Here is a 20,108-nt window from a genome sequence, read left to right as displayed (position 1 = left end):
ATTATGATTAAAAAATTACTTCTTCTACTTATCTTATTTTTTCAAACCATTGGTTTCTCTCAAAATTCAGCACTATCAGAAAATGCTTCTGTAAGTATTTTTACTTGTGGAAGGGGAAACGAACTATACTCCACTTTTGGTCATACAGCCATACGAATTAAAGATTCCATAAATAACTTAGACGTTGTATATAACTATGGTGCTTTCGATTTTAGAACAGAAAATTTCTATTTAAAATTTGTAAAAGGTGACTTACAATATTTTATAAATGCTACTTCTTATGAAGACTTCATTTTTGAATATCAAAGTGATAATCGCGAAGTTATCGAACAGACTTTATCATTTCCATTAGCAAAAAAACAAGAACTATTTGAACTTTTAAATGCTTCTCTTTATTCTGAAGAAAGAAATTATACGTACAAATTTATAGACCGAAATTGTACTACGATGGTTGTAGATAAAATTAATGCCATTGTAGGTCAAAAATTAATCGAAAAAGTGGATGATAAATCCATTTCATATAGAGAATTACTTTATCCTTATTTTGATAATCACTTTTATTATAAATTGGGTATAAATATAATTTTTGGAGCAAAAACAGATGCAAAAGCTGAAAAACTATTTCTTCCTATTGAGCTGTTAAATAGTTTAGACAAAGCCAAAATTGAAAGTAAACCTTTGGTTACAAAAAAAGAAACCTTAATTAAAGGAGCTGAGCTTACTTCTTCCTTTTCTTTTTTAAATAGTATCTATTTCATAGCTCTTATTCTACTAGTAATAGCTTTAATCAATAATAAGTATGTTTCATTATCCTATCTATTCCTATCAGGATTATTGGGGATTTTTCTTTGCCTAGTAGGATTATACTCAGAACACAAAGAAGTTTTGTGGAATTACAATGCTTTGCTGTTTAATCCAATATATATAATCTTAGGGTTTTTGGGAAGCATTTGGTTTAGAAAAATGGCTAATGTTTGTTTTGCAATGACCTTAGTTTATATTGCAATTATGATAGGAAAGCCCCATTTACCTTTAATGATTCCATTTATTTTGGCTAACAATTATATTTTGTTCAAATTACTAAAGCGAAATAAAAAATTAGAGACTAATAGCATTTAAGAAACTTATTGTCCTCTATAAAACAATACTGTGCTAAACGTTTTAATGATAATATTGATATCAAGAAAAATACTTCTATGCTTGATGTAATATAAATCATATTGTAGCTTCATCAAACTATCTTCTATAGAATCGCCATAAGCATAATTCACTTGTGCCCAACCTGTTAATCCTGGCTTTACAACATGCCTAGTTTCGTAGAATGGCATTATTTCTGCGATTTCATTAACAAAAATAGGACGTTCTGGTCTTGGTCCTATAATTGCCATATCTCCTTTTAGTATATTTATAAATTGAGGAAATTCATCAAGTCTAGTTTTTCTCATAAACTTACCAAAAGGTGTAATTCTACTATCATTGGCGGTTGTAAACACTGCTCCATTTGCCTCAGCATTTTTCACCATAGTTCTGTATTTATAAATTTTAAATACTTCGCCATTTTTGCCAACACGTTCTTGTGTGTAAAATAAGCCACCTCTATTTCCAATAAGATTACCAATTAAAATTATTGGAAAAAACAACAACCCAATTGACAACCCAATTACTGAAAAAATTACTTCAATCAGTCTAGATACCAATAAATACAAATGATTTTGATTACTTCTACTAAAAGGGAAATATCTGTAAAAATCTCGTGAAACATATTGCACAGGAATTCGTTGTGTAATAGCCTCATATACTTGTGTATACTCTCTAATTATAAAACCATTTTCTAATAAATGAATCAGTTGATTATATAAACTAACTGTTATTCCTTCGGTTTTTTGAGAAGCAATTACTATTTCAGAAATAGAATTATTTCTAACAAAATTTTCTAATTCATTAGGATGAATATTCTTAATTGATTTGTATTTAAAATTAAAAGAATCTTCCCCATCAGAATTAACAAATGCTATTATTTTATAATGTGGATCAGCATTTTCAATCCCTGTAACAAGTTCTTGCAATTGCTCCTTATCACAAACTAAAATAGCTTTTTTTACAAATCGATGAGATGCTAAAAATTTTACATAAAAAATTCTCCAAGCTAGTAAGGATCCAAAAATAGCTACAAAAAATATAATAATCTGTAGTCTATTTGAAGGTAAAACAGGTGTATAAATTGGAGTTAAAAGATAAATTAATACTGTTGTAGAAGAAGCAAGTATTATACTTTTAATTATTTGAAATTGATTACTTGCTACTTGCAAATTATACATTTCAAAAACAGATCCAAAAATATTAACATAGATAGCTAATACAATTGCCCAATAATAATTTGTAGTAGAAAATGTAAAATATTTAAAATCAAAAATAGAGCTTATAATGTACAATGATAGTAATACAAAGATTACATCAAAAATCTTCAGAAGAACCTTTCTTTCTGATACCTCAAAATGTATTTTTTTATTGCTATTCATTAGTACGTTTACAACTGTGACGCAAGTTAGTAAAATCTATACAAATTTAAACACTATTTCAATATTTCAAACCATTTTTGCTTTATTACATTCCAATCAAAGGATTCTACAGTATTTCTTGCATTTATGGTAATTTTTTCTCTTAAAATTTCATTATTGAAAATTTCAAGAATTGCATTAGTCATTCCTTCGGTATCATTGTCTGCAATTAATAGTCCATTTTCTTTATCCGATATTAGAAATGGAATTCCTCCAACATTGGTTGAGACTATTGGTAAACCTAATGCCATAGCTTCAATAACACTTATTGGAGTATTATCAAAATGTGTTGTATTAATAAAAACATTATAATCTTTAGACAATTCAACCCATTCTTCTTTAGCTAATTTTCCAGTAAATTCTACTTCTACATTTAACTCTGAAGCATGTTTTTTACAATCATCAATAAGGTTTTCTTTATCAGGACCTACCATTGTTAGAGTTGCATTTGGAAAATCTTTCTTGAGATTATATAATACATCAATTGCCATTTTTGGATTATATATTTTCGAAAAAGAACGTACCCATAACAACCTAGGTAAATTGTATTCTCTTTTTAAGAAATTATATTTATCAATTTCAATAGTATTTGGGATGTAAATTAAATTTTCATAATATTTTACTTCAAATGCTTTCATCAGATAAGCTGAAGGCGCTGTTATTTTATAGGCGTTTCTAAACAGTAATTCACAAAGAAATGGACTTTTTTGCAATCTATTAGGTAAATCTCCACCATGTAATTTAGCTATATATTTCACATTTAAAATTCTACATAACTGACTTGTTACTAATGCATAATAAAAATTTTGAGTACTATAGGTATCAATCAAAACATAATCTACTTTTTTAGAAAACCAAATTGTAGAGAAAATCATGTCTAAAAACCTAAGAACCTTATTTTTTTTAGAAGAAGCATAGAACACTTTAAAACCTTCAACTTCAAGAAAACTACCTAATGTTTCTATAGAAGTTGCCGTATTACCGTGTTTTGATAACTTGTTCCCTATGTAAAGCAACTGCTTCATCGTTAATGAATCTAATTTTTAATAAACAAAGTGCGTAAATAAAAGATGGTGCTGCCGTTCGCATAGCAGCATGATTTATCGTCAGTAACCAAAAAGCCAAAAAACAAAACATATAAATGTGCCGTTTGTTATCTAAATACAAAAATATAGGTGTGAAAAATAATATTAATAAAATCAGTATTCCAATTGAACCATGCTCTCCCAACAATCTTGTTAATTCATTGTGAGATGCAACAATTTCGCCTGTTTGTTCAAGTCGATACTCAGTTCCTTTAGCAACTCCAATTCCAAAAAAAGGATTTTCTAAAAAAGCATTAATTTCTGATTCTGCAATTTGCTCTCTACCGGAAAAATTGCTCTCTTTTGTTCTACCTGATGCATCTTTATTTTGATATCTTTTTCCAATTAACCCTCCAGTTTGATCTTCTGTATAAAACCATATTCCAACTAATACTGCTGTTAAAATAACAATTAAATAATTTAATTTTACTCTTCCTTTATATTCTGAATTAATATAAAATATAACCACCAAAATAACTATCATTACAATACCAGTAATCATTCCTCCTCTAGAAAATGTTAATAAGCCTCTGTAACTTATATTAAGTACGATTACAAGATTTATTAAAAATAAAATTTTGGTTCTTGAAGCAACAATAACTCTCGTAAAAAAAATAAACATACCTAAACCAAGAGCTGTTGAAACCTGATTAGGACCAAAACCACCTGAAGTTTCTACATTAGACACTGTACTTGTAACAATCTCCTTAATTTTGGGAGTAAATAAAATTAAATAAGTTGTACAAGACAAAATAGGCAAACCCATTACAAGTAAAATATTATTAATCTCTTCTATTCTTACTTTCCGGTTGTAACAATATAAAGAGGCAAAACCTAAGCATAATGGACCAGAAATATTAAAAGAAATCGTTTTTCTAATATCAACAGTTGTTAAGTTTAATGTCTGTGTTGCGATTACAAGTCCAGGAACTAGTAATATAAGATAAATCCAATAGGGTATTGCATTTTTAGAAAAACCACTATAAAACATTCCCATCCAAATAAAAATAATTATTCCATATTTAGAAAATTCGTGATTGGGATTTCCATTAGTCATCCGCAGAAAAACTTCGCTTCCTACAATATAAGCGCAAGCATAAAGCACTTCATTATTCTTGTTTTGAGTTTTTATTATATAGTAAACACTAACTATAAACATTAATGCACCATAAATTTTAGAAATAAATGGTACAGCATAAATAAACACTCCAAGCGCAATGTGGATGAAAACTAAAAAAAGGTAATTCTTCTCTTTATTTTGCATACTATTTGGTTTTTACCCAACTTATAAACTTGTTTAAAACAGCTTCTTCTGAATTATTTTGTTGAATAGTTTTATACAAAGCTTCACCCAACTTCATTCTTAAATCTTTATTTTCAATCATTGCAATCAAAGCACTATAATATTGTTCTGCATCAAACTTTGGAACAATAAATCCATTTTCATTGTTTACAATTATTAATGGAATTTCTCCAACCTCTGTTGAAACAACTGCCTTTTTATTCAATCCGTATTCTAACAAAGCAACTGGTAAACCTTCGGATTGAGAGGTTAAAATTGTTATTTCAGATTGTTCAATTATGTTTTGCGTATCGTTTTTAGAGCCATAAATAAAAACATGATTTTGCAAATCATTTTCTGTAATTGCAGTTTTTACTTTACTTGAATAATCATCATTAAAATCTTTTCCTACCAAATGAAAAGTCCAATCTGGATGAGACAACTTCAATTTTTTAGCAACATCAATCAATAAAAAATGATTTTTTTGGAATCTTAAATTAGCTAAACACAAAATTCGCTTCTCATTTTCACCAAAAAGAGCAGTTTCTTTCAAACCATTTTGTGAAATACTTGTAAAATTTGCTAGATAAATTACTTTTTTACAATTCAATTCTCGTTCAGCCCAATTTTTTAATTGATAATTTACAACTATAATCCCTTCAAAAAAATAGGAAGCAATTTTTAAAGCTAATGATTTTCTAGCATTTAAAAATTCACTCAAACCATTATGATCATGCCAAATAATTTTGATTTTAAACAAAATCAACTTCAACAAAAAAGCAGTAAAAAAAGAACTACTATGTGCTTGAACACATTGAATATCATTAGATTTACAATATTTTTTTAACCTGAAAATTGCAGAAAAATCAATAGTTTTTTTTCTATTTAAAAATAAATAAGGAACATTAGAATTTATTTGTTCTTTTAAACTTCCTTCTTTTCTTGTAGTTACTAATCCCGAAAATGCTACTTGATTTGAGAGTGCATTAGCATAATTGACGGCCATTTTTTCGGCACCACCTATATCTAATGAATCAATAATTTGTAGAATTCTCATGTTTTTAATAATTTTTCTATTTCGCTTTCAAATTTATCAATTGTAAAGTTACGAGACCAACTTATTGCTGCATTTATTTTTGCATCATACAATTCTTGATTTTGAATACAATTTACTAATGACAAACTATCCTCCTCCAACTCTTCTGAAAGTAAAATCCCTCTTTCTCCATTGCCAAGCATATTAGGCACACATGACACTTTTGAAGCAATAGGAAGACAACCCCAAAACATTGCTTCAGCAACAACTTTGGGCCAACCTTCACTTTTGGAAGGTAAAATCAAAAAATGACTTTGCTGATAAATCAACTTCATGTCATCACGGTTTACATTTCCTTTAAGAAAAACTACATCATTCAAATTATTAACTTGAATATAATTTTCTAGAGTTTCCTTTTCCTGACCTTCACCATAAATTGACAATTGTACATTTAAACCTTTATTTTTTAGTGATTCAACTAATTTTACAGCGTAAATGGGTTGCTTCCCTTTGGATAAAGTACCAACAAACAAAAATTGAAGTTTACTATTAAAACTTCTTGCTGTAACAGTTGATTTTTCATTTTCTCTATAAGTTGCTGTAAAAAATGATTTGATGTTTTTAGTTTGATTTTTCCAATCTCCATATACCAAAACCTGCATGTTTTTGGTTAAAAAAGTATTGCTCAATATCGATTTTTGAATTTTATAGGAAAGAGGTTGCTTCGAATTAGAATCCCAATTACCTGCATATTTTGCAGTTTTTGCTTTTTTTGGAAAAAGTATTTGAACTAAAGCACCCAACAAACCCATATTTCCTGGACATCTTAGATGTATATGATTACTTCTTTTCATAGCCCCAAGTATTTTAAAAAACAATCCTGGTAACGATATAATCGACTTGATTATTTCTTTAAAATTGATTAATGAAAAAGAAGGCACTTCAATAAATTCAATAGTATGATGTTGGTATGCCTGATGAATAGCAGTCTTATCTATATGTTTTAATGGTGCTACAACTATTACTTTATCAACATGTTTTAACCATACATTCATCTCATTTACATAAGGAGCATAACCTAAATACTTGCCTTCAGATTGCAAATGAATAACGTGAGTAATGATACAAAATGTCATAAACTATTTGATGTTTAATTTAAATAATCATTTATAAAAATTAAAAGTTATCCTTTTAGCATTTTCAAAATAAAAAACAAGATACCAACGACAAAAACACTATTAAAAAGAAGAACTCTCTTATTTTCTGATATCGTTTTGGTAGCATTAATAGTATAGAAAGCATAAAAAACTATAGCGATGTGCATCCATCTAAACTCCATTAATTTTATAGCAATTATTATAAAAATCAGTAAAGAAATAAAATAAAAACTTAGGGTAAAATATACTGTTTTATTGACTACTAAATCTTCTTCTTTCTTTTTCAAAAATGGAAATACAATTAAAAACGGAAATAACACATACATATACCTAAAGGAAGAATACATTGAAGTTCCAAACAAACGAAGTAATTGTCTGGTAAACATTCCTGTATCATTAACCATAATATCAATATAATTTTTAGGAAAAACAAAATCTGGATGTTCCTTTTTATATTGTATAACATCATCACTTGAAAGCCATTGCGTATTTGGTATTTCTCCTGCATCCCATTTCTTTGCCATCAAATAATTCATTTCAAACCATGAAGTTCCAGTTTCTTTAGCAATTGTTTTAATATCTAAAACAATTTTTCCTTGATTTACAATTGGGCTAAAATTAATTAATGCCGTAAATGCAACAAAAAACAAACCAACAAAAATCAATTGCTTTGAGAATAATTGTTTTCGCATTATAAAAACAATACTCAACAAATATGCAGCTAAACTGATTAAAAATGTTGGTCGCGAAGTGAATGATAGTGCAAACAATAATCCAATAATAATAACACTATGCTGCTTTTTATAAAATAAAACTTCGGTTAAAAGTATGAAAGCTGGCAATGCAAATGCAACAGAAATCATGTCTGATGTACCCACAAAATGACAAGATAACACTAATAAAACAGAAGATAAAACATTAAAAACAATCAAATTACTAATAAAAGGATTCCCTTGTATAAGGTTTGTAAATTTTTGTTTTTTATAATATCTAAAGAGAAAAAGCAATAAGAAAACTGCAGAAATTAAGCTTATTAATCGGTTGGTAAATTGAGCGTCTTGAAAAAATTTATTCAACAATAATCCAAAAAACGCATAGGGTTGTGCTTGTGCATTAGAAACCAAACTAAAACTAAAATCAGTAGTAGCATTTAAAAACTCTCTGTAAGCCGTTTCGTCAGCATTGGCGCCAACATTCATAAAAGTTTGATTAAAAAAAAGTACTTGTAAATAAGCATTTATAAACAAAAAAAGCATCGCAAGTATTGTGATACTTTGAGTATTTACTTTAAAAAAAATATTCTTAAATCTATTTATATCAATCATTTCTTTTGGGTTTATTGAAAAGCAAACTAAACCAACCAACAGTTCTACCCAAACTTTCTGTAAAAGCTTCTTTAGGTTTATTGGTGGTAAAAATATTTGTAAATCGGATTAAAGTTAATAAAAAAGCAATAGAATTCCACTTAAATCTTGCTACAAGACTCGGATTTGGATATTTTACTCGCCAAACATACCATCCGTTTCGCAATACCATTTTGCCATAATTATATTTATTTGGTCTACCAGAATGATCATGATAATGACTTAATTGTACTGATGTTGCAATATAATTCTGTCCAAATTGTAACGTTCTTAGAGAAAAATCGGCATCTTCATATAAGCCATAACCTTCAAAATAAGTTGAGAATTTTATCTTATTGAAAACTTCTCTCTTAAAATTCATGGACATTCCTACAATTAAATCAACTGGATATGCCTTTTCATTTAATGGATAATAACATGTTTTTCCATTAGAAAATTCTGGCATTATTCCTGGCAACTCATTGGCGCCTAATCCTAAAATATTTCTTAGATAATTTCTAGAAGATTCTTTAATGTAATAATTTTCAAGAGTGTAATATTTGGAACTTTGCTTTATTCCTTTATCATTTACTTTCCATTTATTCTCATTAATAGCAACACCTCCTACTCCAACCGCATCTGGATTTTCATTAAAAGTTTTTACAACATTTTCAAAATAATTTTGTTCTAAAACGGTATCATCGTCTAAGAAACAAATGATTTCCATTCCTTTACCAATTTTTGATGTGCCAAAATTACGCTGACGTGTCAGACCTCTATGTTCTGGCGGAACTTGAAAGTAAATGAGTTTATCAAATTGATTTTGTTCTAAAACAGTTTTAGTTTCATCATTGGTAGAACCATCAATTATTAAAATTTCATCAGGATAAAGCGTTTGATGTTTTATTGAATTTAATAAATTCAACAAGGGTTTCGCGCGCATGTACGTGCAAATAATCAAACAAACTTTAGATGAATTTCCCACAGAAATTAGGGTTTTGTTGCTATAAAGATTAAGTTATTGTAACCAGTTTTTCTATTATACTTCTTACCATACAAAGCATAATATTCTTCAAGTGAATAAACTTCAACGTCCTTAAATCCAGCAGTCATTAAGTCGTTTATCAAACCTTTTTTACTGTAGTAATATCCTGGTACTTTATATCCGTTGAAACCTGTATTTCTATTACCAACTTTTTCTCCTAAAACAAAGGAAAACAAACCTCTAAACTTAAAATAATAGGTTTTAGCAGTTGCTCCAACTTGATTGTGAACAGTACCAATAATGATCGCTTTAGGCTTCAATATTTGAAGAGCATTTTTAAAAATCGTCAATCGATCTTGTCTTACAGGAACGTAGGTTAACATACTATTTAAAATGGTTACCAAATCAAATACATTATCCACTTTATTGTAAGCTTTGGCATCACCAACAACAGTTTCTGTAATGGAATCAATATTCCACAGCTTCAAATTCTCATTGCACTTGGCAATCATATTTTCAGAAATATCAGAAGCTACAATCTTTGTTGGATTATAAAACTCTGCAATTGATTCAATTTCTCTACCTGTTCCACAACCAAAAATTTTAATAGATTGAATGCTTCCAATAGAACTATAGCGTTCTTTTGCTTTTTCGAACATAAATTCCTCAAAATCGGAAGCCTTTTTTAATACTTCTTGAGTAGCAATAATATTTTCTTTTTCCCAAAAATCTTTATTTTCAATCTTCATTTGGAGTACTATTTGAAACGTTTTAATAAAATAGAAATGGTTTTCTTATTTTTAACAAAAATAGAATTTAATATTAAATATAATTTAAAAATTATTGGCTTTATTATAATATGTCGATGTGGTTTTTCAAATGAGATGGTTTGCGTATTGAATTTGGCTTTAAATTCCATTACGCCTTTAGAACCTCCCATAGATATGTTGTATCCTTTATAACCCAATTCGTAAGACTTCTTGATGAGTTCCCAATGCAATAAATAACCTAATTTCAAATCGGGCTTCTCTTTTTTAGTTCCACCAGAAATATAAGTCAAATGATTTCCACAATTTACTGCAAATCCAGCGCCTTTAATAACTCCTTCGATTTTTGCAGTTAGCAAATAAGCTCTTTCTTTGGCTACTAATTCTAAAATTGTGGCTTTAAAATCTTCAAAAGCCCTCACGGAATAATGAGCTTCTTTGGCATTATCTTCAATGGCTAGGTAGGCAAATTTACATTCATCTTCGGTTATTGCGAAAGAAACTTCAGCAGCATTTTTATAGGATAAATTAATGTTTCGTCTTACTTGAACAGACATTTGTTGTAATAATTCATCGGCTGAAGTTGTTGTATTAAAATCAACCCAATTTATTCCGTAATTACTGTAAACGTATTTGAATAAATTGCCTTCTTTTCCAATTAAATTAGTACTACTTAAATTTTTGGTAGAATATCCATAAGGCTCAATAGCAACCTCATTCGAAATTGGTAAACTGTATTGCACATAACAACATCCTCTCTTTTTGGCTTGAATAGAAAGCTGACTTAAAATATGTTCTAATTTATCTTCCTTTCCAGCAATAACAATTGGTCCATGTGGAACTATATAAAATTTGAAGAAAAAACTTTTAGCAATTACCGCACCATATCCGCCAATAATTACTTCGTCTTCATGAACAATAAAAATCTCATAATCAAAACCATAAGAAGCATAAGATTGCAACCATTGGGAATAAATTAAATGACTACCACGACTTTCATTTAATAGAAATTCGTCCCATTTTTGAATCCATTTTGGGTCTTTGGTAATTATAAAATTCATTAATTAATGGTTCTTGAAGATAACAAATTGTTAGGATTTTTGATATAAATAACTCCATTAGCATCAACATCAAAAACCGTCTCTTCAAAGATATTAAAATATTCTATGAGTTGAGAAAGTGTTGGATTCCAAATCTTATTTTCTCTTATTTTAAGTGATAAATTCTCAAAATTAGCCACCACTTCATCATCAAAAACACCTTCTTGTTTGAATAGCTTCCCTGAATAATGACTCATATCGACAGAGAAATAAGTATGTGCAATAAAAATACCCGATTCACTAATCAAGGATTCAATATTTTGTGGATGTAAAGATTTTTTAAAATCAACAATTTCTAAAGTTTGAAACACAAAAAAATCTTTAACATCAATTCTGTGTTTAAATAAAATTGGAGCGAAATGAGCTACTTTGTAGGGTTTGTTCTTCTCTGAATTCCAAAAAAATAACACTTTCAACACTACCATTAACAAAGGAACTATATTCTTAATCAAAGTGAATACCTTCAAAAACTGTTTCTTTTTAATAATGGCTCGAGCATTAGCAACAGCGTCAATATAATTTCGAACACGATTTTCATCATTATCATAATGAAAAATGATATTCTTAAATAGCATTACTAGTTTAGTCTTAAAAGAAAATTTAGCAATTCCTTTTCGATAATTATTTAGTGTAAATTGAGTAGTATTTAATTGATTAATAACACCAGAAGTAGCTGTTCCTGAATCAATGTAATTCCAAAGAACTTGTATTTTTTTATCTGATAATTGCTTTTCAAAAGTGGTATTTGAAACTTTGTTGTTTTTATAAAGCGAAAAATTATAAGGCTGAAAACCATGATCTATCCAAACAGGAATGTCATCAAAAGGATGTTGAAAATTTTGAAAATCTTCAAAACTTTCTGCATCAGATTTTATGGATTGTGACAAGGAGTGATAACATAATTCATGTCCGTCATTTTTCCAAAATTCCAATTCCTTTTTATCGTTTTCAAAAGAAGCATTATCGTTTCTTTTAGAAAAATGATTGAGAAAAAAACCTTTGGTAGTTTTAATATTCGTTTTTGCAAATAACTGACGTTGTAATTTTAAATTGGGTAAAGTATCATAATCGCAATGATCTGTAAAACAAGCTATAGCTGAAAACGGAATTTTAGAACGACTAATTTCTATAGCATCCGCTTTGGTAAAAAGCAAGCTCGGTTGTTCCACAAAGTGAAGCGCAGAATTAGCTGAAACTAATTTTTTTGTATTTTTTATTCCAGTGTATTCGGTTAAGGAATTAGAATATTCTGGATTGAACTTCCATAAAAGAACCTTTTTATTTTTTGGACTTACTTCCCAAATACCTCTATTAATATTGGCTTGAACTATAAAACCATTACTAAGTTTTAATATTTTAGAAGATAAAGAAGTAGCAATTCGAGTTTCATTGACATCAACCCATAAATAATCATGATTTCTAAAAGAAACAATTGGAACTTCAAAAACAAATTCGATAGAAAATGAATTGAACTTAGAAGCAATTTGTTGGCAATCGACACTTATTTTGGCATTAAAATCACTTGAAAAACTAACGTTTTCCTTAATTGATGTTGCTAAAATAGTGATTGATTTTACCATTTACTTTGTTCTTTTTCCTAGCTGAACCAATTTTTTTGCATAAAATACCGACTTGTTAAACTGCATCATTCGATAAGGTAATTTTATCAATTTCAATGGAATAGACCATTTGCTACCTTTAAAAAGATACATTACAAAATATTTATGCTTGTATTCTATAAATTGTTGAGGCGTAAATTGCTTATGAATTTGATACATAATCGTCGGACTTGGAACTGGGCGAATATTTTTTACTGGTGTATCTAATTCCCATGGCTGGGTTTTACGCTTTTTACCCATAATCTTGGCTTGTGAACCCCAAAAACGGTAACCTCCAACTGGTGGTTTCAAGTGTAAATTAGTAGAAAAAGGATTGTATAAAACTGGTACACCAATTTTAGTCAGTGTAATTCCGAAATCACTATCTTCTCCGTAACCACCATCATAATTGATATCGTTTCCGACAACTTTGGTTACAAATTCTCTTTTCACACAAGAATTGGCATTACTAAAACTCTGTGAAGCACCAACATACCAACGTTCAAAAGGATAATTATCTAATTTAACTTTCAAATCATCTAAGGTTTGCTTTTGATGATCGGCTTGAATGTCTAAACCATTGCAAGCACCAGCACCATAAGTTTGAAGCAAACGGATATGATTTTCAATAAAATCGGTTTCTACTCTAATATCATCATCTCCAAAAACGATATAATCTCCAGTACATAAATCAATCGCTTCGTTTCTTGCACGACAACTACCTTTTGTAGTTTGCCATTTAAAAATTACTTCAAATGGATAATTCTCAGGATTATATAACGATTCATCTCTACTACTTTCTGGAGTTGCATCAACTACAATAACTTGCGTTGGCAAATAGGTTTGCTTTTTTAAATCCTCCATTAAATTCAAAGTAAAATCTTGACGCATCATGGTTGGAATGATGTAACTTACTGTTGGATTTCCTTTTATTTCGTCAAGCTTTCTTGGTGGAATTACACTTGGAATTGGACGTTGTTTGTAGTTGTTTTTTACACCTAAAAAAGCTTTCCATTCTGCAGGTTTCCATAATCCTTTACGATATAACATAAAAATGGAATGTGCCGCTCTAAAATTCTTTCTAAAGAAAACATACCTGTCTTTTGTAGAAATTGTAATGGTTTCTTTTTCTGAAACATCAAACAAACCTTTGGCATATAAAGGAATTGCACCTCTATTTCTAACAGCATTGTAAGCAAAATCAAAAGCAGCCAATTGAATACTTTCAAAATCATTATCAAAACCTCCAAGTAAATCCCAAACTGATTTTCTTACTGCAAAATGGTTAGGATTTAAACGCCAACTGATACATTCATCAAGATTATCAAAATCATTGATAAACCAAAAGAAAACAAACGTTTGATAGACCAAATCTGGAAAAGCATTTTTATAACCTTGCTCAAAAGAACTATGCCAAATATCGCCATAACCTTTGGAAAGTTCATCCAGTTTTTCAAGATTAGGAGTACCTAGATAAAGAATAATTTCACCTCGACTCGTTTTGTATTCTTTGAAATTTAAATTCATAGAGAAATTCTGATTTTTTACTACTTCCGTTCAATTAGAAAGATTTGCAAAAATAGTTTTATTTTTAATTTAAATACTAATTAATTAGAGTGCAATTGCTAAATAATTATTAACTATTTAATGAATAAAACTCCTTTAATAAATCAGAAGATTTTCTTGAAACAGTATCTTTTCTGAAAGTAAAAGCATATCCTTTTGGTGATGAAATTGTGCGTTTATTTACTGTGCTTTGAAGTTTATCTAAATATTTTATCCATCCGAAAAACAACATTGTTAGAAAAAGAAAAATACTTCTTAAAACTTTAATTGTAGTAGTATTTACGATGTAATTTGATAAAGTTACTGCTACCATTGAAGCTCCTCCTTCTGTAATCTCACTTTTCACGACCTCACATTGAGGAAATAAACTTCGCATACCAGTAAATGTAAATCTGAAAAAATCATACGGCTCAGCGTGATAAGGAAAATTTTGAGGTGCTTCAATTTGTAATAATCCACCTATTTTTGTAACTCTTTGTAATTCTTTACAAAATAACCAAGGATTAATAGTGTGTTCTATAACTTGCGCAGCTAAGACCAAATCAAATACATCATTTTGAAATGGAATATAATGCCCATCAAAAATATAATCTGGTTTAAACGCATTGTGAACATCAGATGTAATTACTTTACAATGAGAAAAAATTTCCTTGTAATATTCTTTTTTTTCACCAGTTCCAATAATTAAAACTAGACTATCATTTGAAAGTTTTTTTGATAATTCTTTGTAACGCTCTTCAATTTTAAAATCTTTGCAAAGAGATGGCAATAATTTTCTTCTTATATAATTCTTCAAACTTGAAGTGTCCAAGTGACTTGCGTCTTGAGTAGTAATCGTTTGATTTAAAATTTCTTCTTCATTAAAAATCGAATCCTTACCAAATAATATTGGTGTTCCATTCAAAATTTTAAATTTGGAACCATCTTCAAAAGATAACTCATTCTCAGTTTTAGTAGAGAATTTTGAATGTGAATCGGGATTAATAGTAAACTCAATCATAAAAATTAATCTTTCAAAATTGTTGAATAAAACGCTAATGATTTTTTTGCAACAACCTCAATACTAAATTTTTGCAGAATCTTATCTTTAGCTGCTTTTCCGAAAGCTACTTGTAAGGCTTTATCTTGCAAAAGTGTTTCTATTTTAGCAGCATAAAGTTCATGGTCTTTGGGATGCACTAAAAATCCTTCTTTTCCATCTTCAATGACTTCTGTTGACCATCCAATATTGCAAGCCACGATAGGTTTTTGCATTGCCATAGCTTCGAGCCAGGAAACTGGTAAAGCTTCAGCAAATGTTGGAAAAACACAAACTGATGCCTTATTTATTAGATTTTTTATTTCAGAATAAGGCACACTTCCTAAATAAGTAACATTCTTGAAAGCTTCTTTATCAAAAAGTGGTTGCATCATTTGCCAAACCGATTTATTATTAGTTATAATGTCTGAGGCATCTCTTCCTACCAATACTAGTTTGGCTTGGTTGTTTTTCTTATAAACTTCATTAAAAATCAAGGGCAATTCTAAAGAACCTTTTTTTCTAATTAATGTTCCAAAATACAATATGGTTTGTTCATCGCTTGAATTGGAACTTCCTTCAAATTGGCTCATGTCAATTGCATTCGGTATTACCTCAAAATCTCTTTTAATACCAAAAACTTCATTGGTTAAATTTCCTGTAAACTTACTTACCGAAATAATTCCATCAGCTCTTTTTAAAGCTCTTTTTTCAAAAAATCGATTCTTTCTTTTTACAGGTCTTTGGTCTAAATGACAGAAATAGGTATCGCTTCCGTTAAGTCTAAGTACCACTGGACATTTTACATTTACAAATGCTGTGCAACCAGTCCAATCTGGAGCTTCAACAATATCTATTTTATTTTCTGAATACAATTTATTGATAAGTTTTGCTATCTTTAATTGTGTCAGATAAAACGATAATCCTTTGAAAGAAATATTTTTTAATTTGTATATCGTAACACCATTTTCTTCAAATGTTGCTTCTTCATATTGAGCAAAAACGATAACTGAAACTTGATGACCAAGAGCAACAAGACCTTTGGCTAAATTATAGATACTAGTTCCAATACCACCAGAAGAGCGTGTTGAATGATGCGGATATTCGGGTGTTAAGAAACAAATCTTCATGCTTATGGATTGGTTTTTAAAAGATTTTGCAAAACTACTGCAAATTCAGCAGAAACTTTCTTTCTTCCAAACTTATTGACGTGTATTGCGTTATAAAAATCATTCTTATTATTCAATAAGTCGGAATGATTTACAAAGGTAAACGCTGTGTTGGAATTTACAACTTTAGTTTTATAAATTGGTGCTTGATAAATAATTAGTTTAGTATTATGGGCATCACAAAGTTCCTTGATTTTATCAACATAAGGATTGTTCCATTTTAAAGTTGTGGTTTTGAATGGTATTTCTTTCAGGCCAGCATTTACAGGATAAGAGTAATTACCTTTTTCATCAAAACGATTGCGTTTATTAGGCTTCATTTTGGCAACCAATGATGGATAAAAAATTTCTGAATTATAATAAGCTACACCAATCATTGGTAAATACTTCGAAAACGCCAAAGGTTTAAAATATCCGGATTCCAATTTAGAATAATAATCATAAACAAAATCTTCACTAACAAAAGGTAAAAATCGATAATCATTAGTGCTCAATTCTGGTTTTTTGGTAGCCAAATCCCAATGATTCATGGCTAAAACACAATACTTAGCTTGCTTCTTTTGATTGTAAAAATGTTGTAACATCAAATAATTAGAACTAATTCCGGTATCATCGATGCATAAATTTATTCCTTTTGTTCCAATCAAACTATCCATTTGAATGGTATTAAGACCTGTCAAACCAATACTAGAGCCAATAACAATATAATCGAAGTTGGTTTCTTTTACTTCATGATATAAAAATTGTGGTTTGTAGAAAGAAGAGTTTCTCAAGAAATACAAATTGCACCATGCGATAGCATTAAAAAGTAGTAAAGCTATAAATCCGTATTGTGCTATTTTGAGTAAAAATTTCTTCATCTTTTAAAATTGAAAGTAAATAAAACTCATTTGATTTCTATAAGTTCCCATGCAAAAAAGCATAAATAAAAGAACAAAAACAGTCCATTTAGAAAGCTTTACTTCTTGATTTCCTTTGGTAACATTTCTCCATTCAATGAAAATTAAAAATAGAATTGCGACAATACATATCAAAGTCAGCAAAGCATATTTAGAATTTTTATAAAAATAGTTCGCCGACAAAGAATGAAAATCAAACATTCCTCCAACATATTGAAAGGCTTCTGAAATGGTATTTGCTCTAAAAAATATCCAAGCCATTGAAACCAAAACAAAAGTAAGTGCTATTTTCGAATAAGCTTTAAAATTGTATTTGGTATCTGAAATACTGGCTCTATTTTTATTTGAAATTAATAATGGAATGAACAACAAAGCATGCAATAATCCCCAAAAGATAAAAGTCCAATTGGCGCCATGCCAGAAGCCACTCAAAAGAAAAATCGCCATAACATTGCGAAGTTGCATAGCTTTAGAACCTTTACTTCCTCCTAGTGGAATATAGACGTAATCTCTAAACCATGAAGAAAGTGAAATGTGCCAACGACGCCAAAAATCGGCTATATCTCTTGAAAAATAGGGAAAGCTAAAATTACGCAATAAGTCAATTCCGAAGAGTTTGGAAGTTCCTAAAGCTATATCAGAATACCCACTAAAATCACCATAAATTTGGAAAGAAAACAAAAACATACCTATCCAAAGTTCGGTCGCTGAATGACTGGAAGAGTTTTCAAAAATTTGATTTACAAAAAAAGCACAATTATCGGCAACGACAACTTTCTTAAACAAACCCCAAATGATTTGCTTCACACCTTGAACAGCAAGATGATAGTTGAAAATACGTTGCTTCTTAATTTGAGGCAACAAATGCGTAGCTCGTTCTATCGGACCAGCAACCAACAACGGAAAATAACTGACAAATAAAGAATAGGTTACCACATTGCGCTCTGGCTCTATTCTGTTTTTATAAATATCGATTACATAAGACAATCCATGGAAGGTATAAAACGAAATACCTACCGGAAGAATAACTTCTAAGGTCCAAAAACTGGCATGAAAACCTATTTTTGACAAAGCTTCTGCTAATGATTCGGCAAAGAAATTGTAGTATTTGAAAATACCTAAAAATCCCAAATTAATTCCAATACTTAACCAAAACCAAAAAGTTTTAAGCTTTTGATTTTTAGCATCATGCATTTTCAAACCAGTAAAATAATCTAAAGCTGTTGAAAAAATTAAAAGAAACAGAAAACGCCAATCCCAACAAGCATAAAAGAAATAACTTGCAACTAAAAGTAATATATTTTGCAACTCCAAACTGCGTTTGTTTACCATCCAATAAATAGCAAAAACTATGGGTAGAAATAGTAAAAACGAAATCGAGTTAAAAAGCATTATTGAAGTAATTTTATATGATTATCAACCATTTTCTCTAAAGAGAATTGCAAAACTTCTGGCTCTTTTTCCAAACCATTAAGTATAGCTTTTTTTCCATTTAAAATGGATAATAAAATCATTTTCAACTTAGAGCTATCACCTACATCAAATAAAAATCCATTGCTATTTTCTTTTACCATTTTTAGCACATTTCCTTGGTCATTAGTTGTAATTACTGGTAAGTTGCTCAACAAAGCTTCCACAACAGTATAACAGAATGTTTCGCCATGTGAAGGATGAACTAAATAAGAATATTCAGAATACACTTCATGTAAATTGGAAATACTTCCTTTAAAAATTATAGTTTTCCCTAAATCAAACTCATCAACAAGATTTTTCAAATCAGTTTCATAAGGTCCTTCTCCATAAACATCAATTGTAAATGGAACATTCGATTCTTTTTTCAAAGCTGCTACAGCATAAATAACATCTTGAATTCCTTTGTCTTTTCTTAAATGTGAGGCCGTTAAAAATTTATTAGAAACACTAAAATCTGTTTTTACTTTGAACTTTTGAATTTCTATACCGTTGCAAACAACTTTTATTCTATCTTTAATAAAAGAACCTAATTCCTTAATTAATTGATTTTTAGAATATTCAGATACTCCAACAAACAAATCGATGTATTTGGCATATAAAATTCCTTTAGTCTTTTTTTCTAAACGTTTTTTTAAAGGATAACCAGATAATGGCCTCGGATTGTGATCAATTGCAATTATCTTAGAACTATTTATCTTTTTAAGTTTTTTATAAAATGGCGTGCAAAGCTCAATAAAATGAGTTATTACATGAGAATACTGATTATTAGAATGATTTTCTAAAAAATAATTCTCAACATTTTTGTTGCTACTTGAATGTAAATTTAGTTTAGAATAACCTCCATGATTTGAGAGATTTGGAAAAAACCAATCGATTTCAATACCTTGTTCTTTGCATTTTGCATCAAACATCCAATAAAAATAGTCCATGCCACCTACTCGCTCTGGAAGAAGCTCATAGTTACACAAAACGGCTATTTTTTGTTGGTTTACACCCATGCTTTTAAGGTTTGAGCTATGCGTTTACCAGTTTCGAACAGAGGCTTACTTACTTGTAATTTAAGCAATTCCAT

Annotated in this window: 17 protein-coding genes; 1 reads left to right on the top strand and 16 read right to left on the bottom strand. The window is 29.3% G+C overall.

Going from position 1 to position 20,108, the window contains the following annotated elements; all coding sequences use genetic code 11:
- Positions 1-3: 3 nt before the first annotated feature.
- Positions 4-1,119 (top strand): DUF4105 domain-containing protein, encoded by a 1,116-nt coding sequence (locus ACIQ06_RS09210; RefSeq protein WP_396145672.1) that lies wholly within the window; start codon positions 4-6, stop codon positions 1,117-1,119.
- Between the two features lie 5 nt (positions 1,120-1,124).
- Here the strand turns inward: ACIQ06_RS09210 and ACIQ06_RS09205 are convergent, their stop codons facing one another.
- The 16 genes from ACIQ06_RS09205 to ACIQ06_RS09130 form a co-directional block, all read right to left on the bottom strand.
- On the bottom strand, positions 1,125-2,519 hold the full coding sequence (locus ACIQ06_RS09205) for a sugar transferase (RefSeq protein WP_396145670.1): 1,395 nt from the start codon (positions 2,517-2,519) through the stop codon (positions 1,125-1,127).
- A gap of 53 nt (positions 2,520-2,572) precedes the next feature.
- A complete protein-coding gene (locus tag ACIQ06_RS09200; RefSeq protein WP_396145669.1) occupies positions 2,573-3,583 on the bottom strand; it encodes a glycosyltransferase family 4 protein in 1,011 nt (336 codons plus the stop codon).
- A complete protein-coding gene (locus tag ACIQ06_RS09195) occupies positions 3,537-4,907 on the bottom strand; it encodes an O-antigen ligase family protein (protein ID WP_396145667.1) in 1,371 nt (456 codons plus the stop codon). The genes ACIQ06_RS09200 and ACIQ06_RS09195 overlap by 47 nt, the downstream gene beginning before the upstream one ends.
- Position 4,908: 1 nt before the next feature.
- On the bottom strand, positions 4,909-5,982 hold the full coding sequence (locus ACIQ06_RS09190) for a glycosyltransferase (protein WP_396145665.1): 1,074 nt from the start codon (positions 5,980-5,982) through the stop codon (positions 4,909-4,911).
- Positions 5,979-7,097 carry a glycosyltransferase gene (locus ACIQ06_RS09185; protein ID WP_396145663.1) on the bottom strand — a complete coding sequence of 373 codons (1,119 nt, stop codon included), beginning with the start codon at positions 7,095-7,097 and terminating at the stop codon, positions 5,979-5,981. Before ACIQ06_RS09185 ends, ACIQ06_RS09190 begins: the two co-directional genes overlap by 4 nt.
- Before the next feature lie 47 nt (positions 7,098-7,144).
- Positions 7,145-8,317, bottom strand: a complete 1,173-nt coding sequence (locus tag ACIQ06_RS09180; RefSeq protein WP_396145661.1) for a hypothetical protein — start codon at positions 8,315-8,317, stop codon at positions 7,145-7,147.
- A 118-nt stretch (positions 8,318-8,435) separates the two neighbouring features.
- The gene (locus ACIQ06_RS09175) at positions 8,436-9,446 is read right to left on the bottom strand and encodes a glycosyltransferase family 2 protein (protein ID WP_396145659.1); all 1,011 of its coding nucleotides are present in this window, start codon (positions 9,444-9,446) and stop codon (positions 8,436-8,438) included.
- A 5-nt stretch (positions 9,447-9,451) separates the two neighbouring features.
- Positions 9,452-10,195, bottom strand: a complete 744-nt coding sequence (locus tag ACIQ06_RS09170) for a class I SAM-dependent methyltransferase (protein ID WP_396145657.1) — start codon at positions 10,193-10,195, stop codon at positions 9,452-9,454.
- Between the two features lie 8 nt (positions 10,196-10,203).
- Positions 10,204-11,274, bottom strand: coding sequence for a lipid II:glycine glycyltransferase FemX (locus ACIQ06_RS09165; protein WP_396145655.1), 1,071 nt, complete (start codon positions 11,272-11,274; stop codon positions 10,204-10,206).
- Positions 11,274-12,893: a hypothetical protein gene (locus ACIQ06_RS09160; protein WP_396145653.1), complete on the bottom strand. Its 1,620-nt coding sequence runs from the start codon at positions 12,891-12,893 to the stop codon at positions 11,274-11,276. The genes ACIQ06_RS09165 and ACIQ06_RS09160 overlap by 1 nt, the downstream gene beginning before the upstream one ends.
- Positions 12,894-14,438 carry a glycosyltransferase family 2 protein gene (locus ACIQ06_RS09155; RefSeq protein WP_396145651.1) on the bottom strand — a complete coding sequence of 515 codons (1,545 nt, stop codon included), beginning with the start codon at positions 14,436-14,438 and terminating at the stop codon, positions 12,894-12,896.
- A 109-nt stretch (positions 14,439-14,547) separates the two neighbouring features.
- The gene (locus ACIQ06_RS09150; RefSeq protein WP_396145649.1) at positions 14,548-15,477 is read right to left on the bottom strand and encodes a methyltransferase domain-containing protein; all 930 of its coding nucleotides are present in this window, start codon (positions 15,475-15,477) and stop codon (positions 14,548-14,550) included.
- Positions 15,478-15,482: 5 nt separating this feature from the next.
- Positions 15,483-16,625, bottom strand: coding sequence for a glycosyltransferase family 4 protein (locus ACIQ06_RS09145; RefSeq protein WP_396145647.1), 1,143 nt, complete (start codon positions 16,623-16,625; stop codon positions 15,483-15,485).
- A 2-nt stretch (positions 16,626-16,627) separates the two neighbouring features.
- Positions 16,628-17,524, bottom strand: coding sequence for a hypothetical protein (locus ACIQ06_RS09140; protein ID WP_396145645.1), 897 nt, complete (start codon positions 17,522-17,524; stop codon positions 16,628-16,630).
- Positions 17,525-17,527: 3 nt separating this feature from the next.
- A complete protein-coding gene (locus tag ACIQ06_RS09135; RefSeq protein ID WP_396145643.1) occupies positions 17,528-18,955 on the bottom strand; it encodes an MBOAT family O-acyltransferase in 1,428 nt (475 codons plus the stop codon).
- On the bottom strand, positions 18,955-20,034 hold the full coding sequence (locus ACIQ06_RS09130; protein ID WP_396145640.1) for a glycosyltransferase family 4 protein: 1,080 nt from the start codon (positions 20,032-20,034) through the stop codon (positions 18,955-18,957). The genes ACIQ06_RS09135 and ACIQ06_RS09130 overlap by 1 nt, the downstream gene beginning before the upstream one ends.
- Between the last annotated feature and the right edge of the window lie 74 nt (positions 20,035-20,108).

The sequence above is a fragment of the Flavobacterium sp. genome (genome assembly GCF_044341265.1).
Classification (GTDB): Bacteria; Bacteroidota; Bacteroidia; order Flavobacteriales; family Flavobacteriaceae; genus Flavobacterium.
The sequence above is the reverse complement of the archived record's forward strand: the minus strand, read 5'-3'. Positions and strand labels throughout refer to the sequence as shown.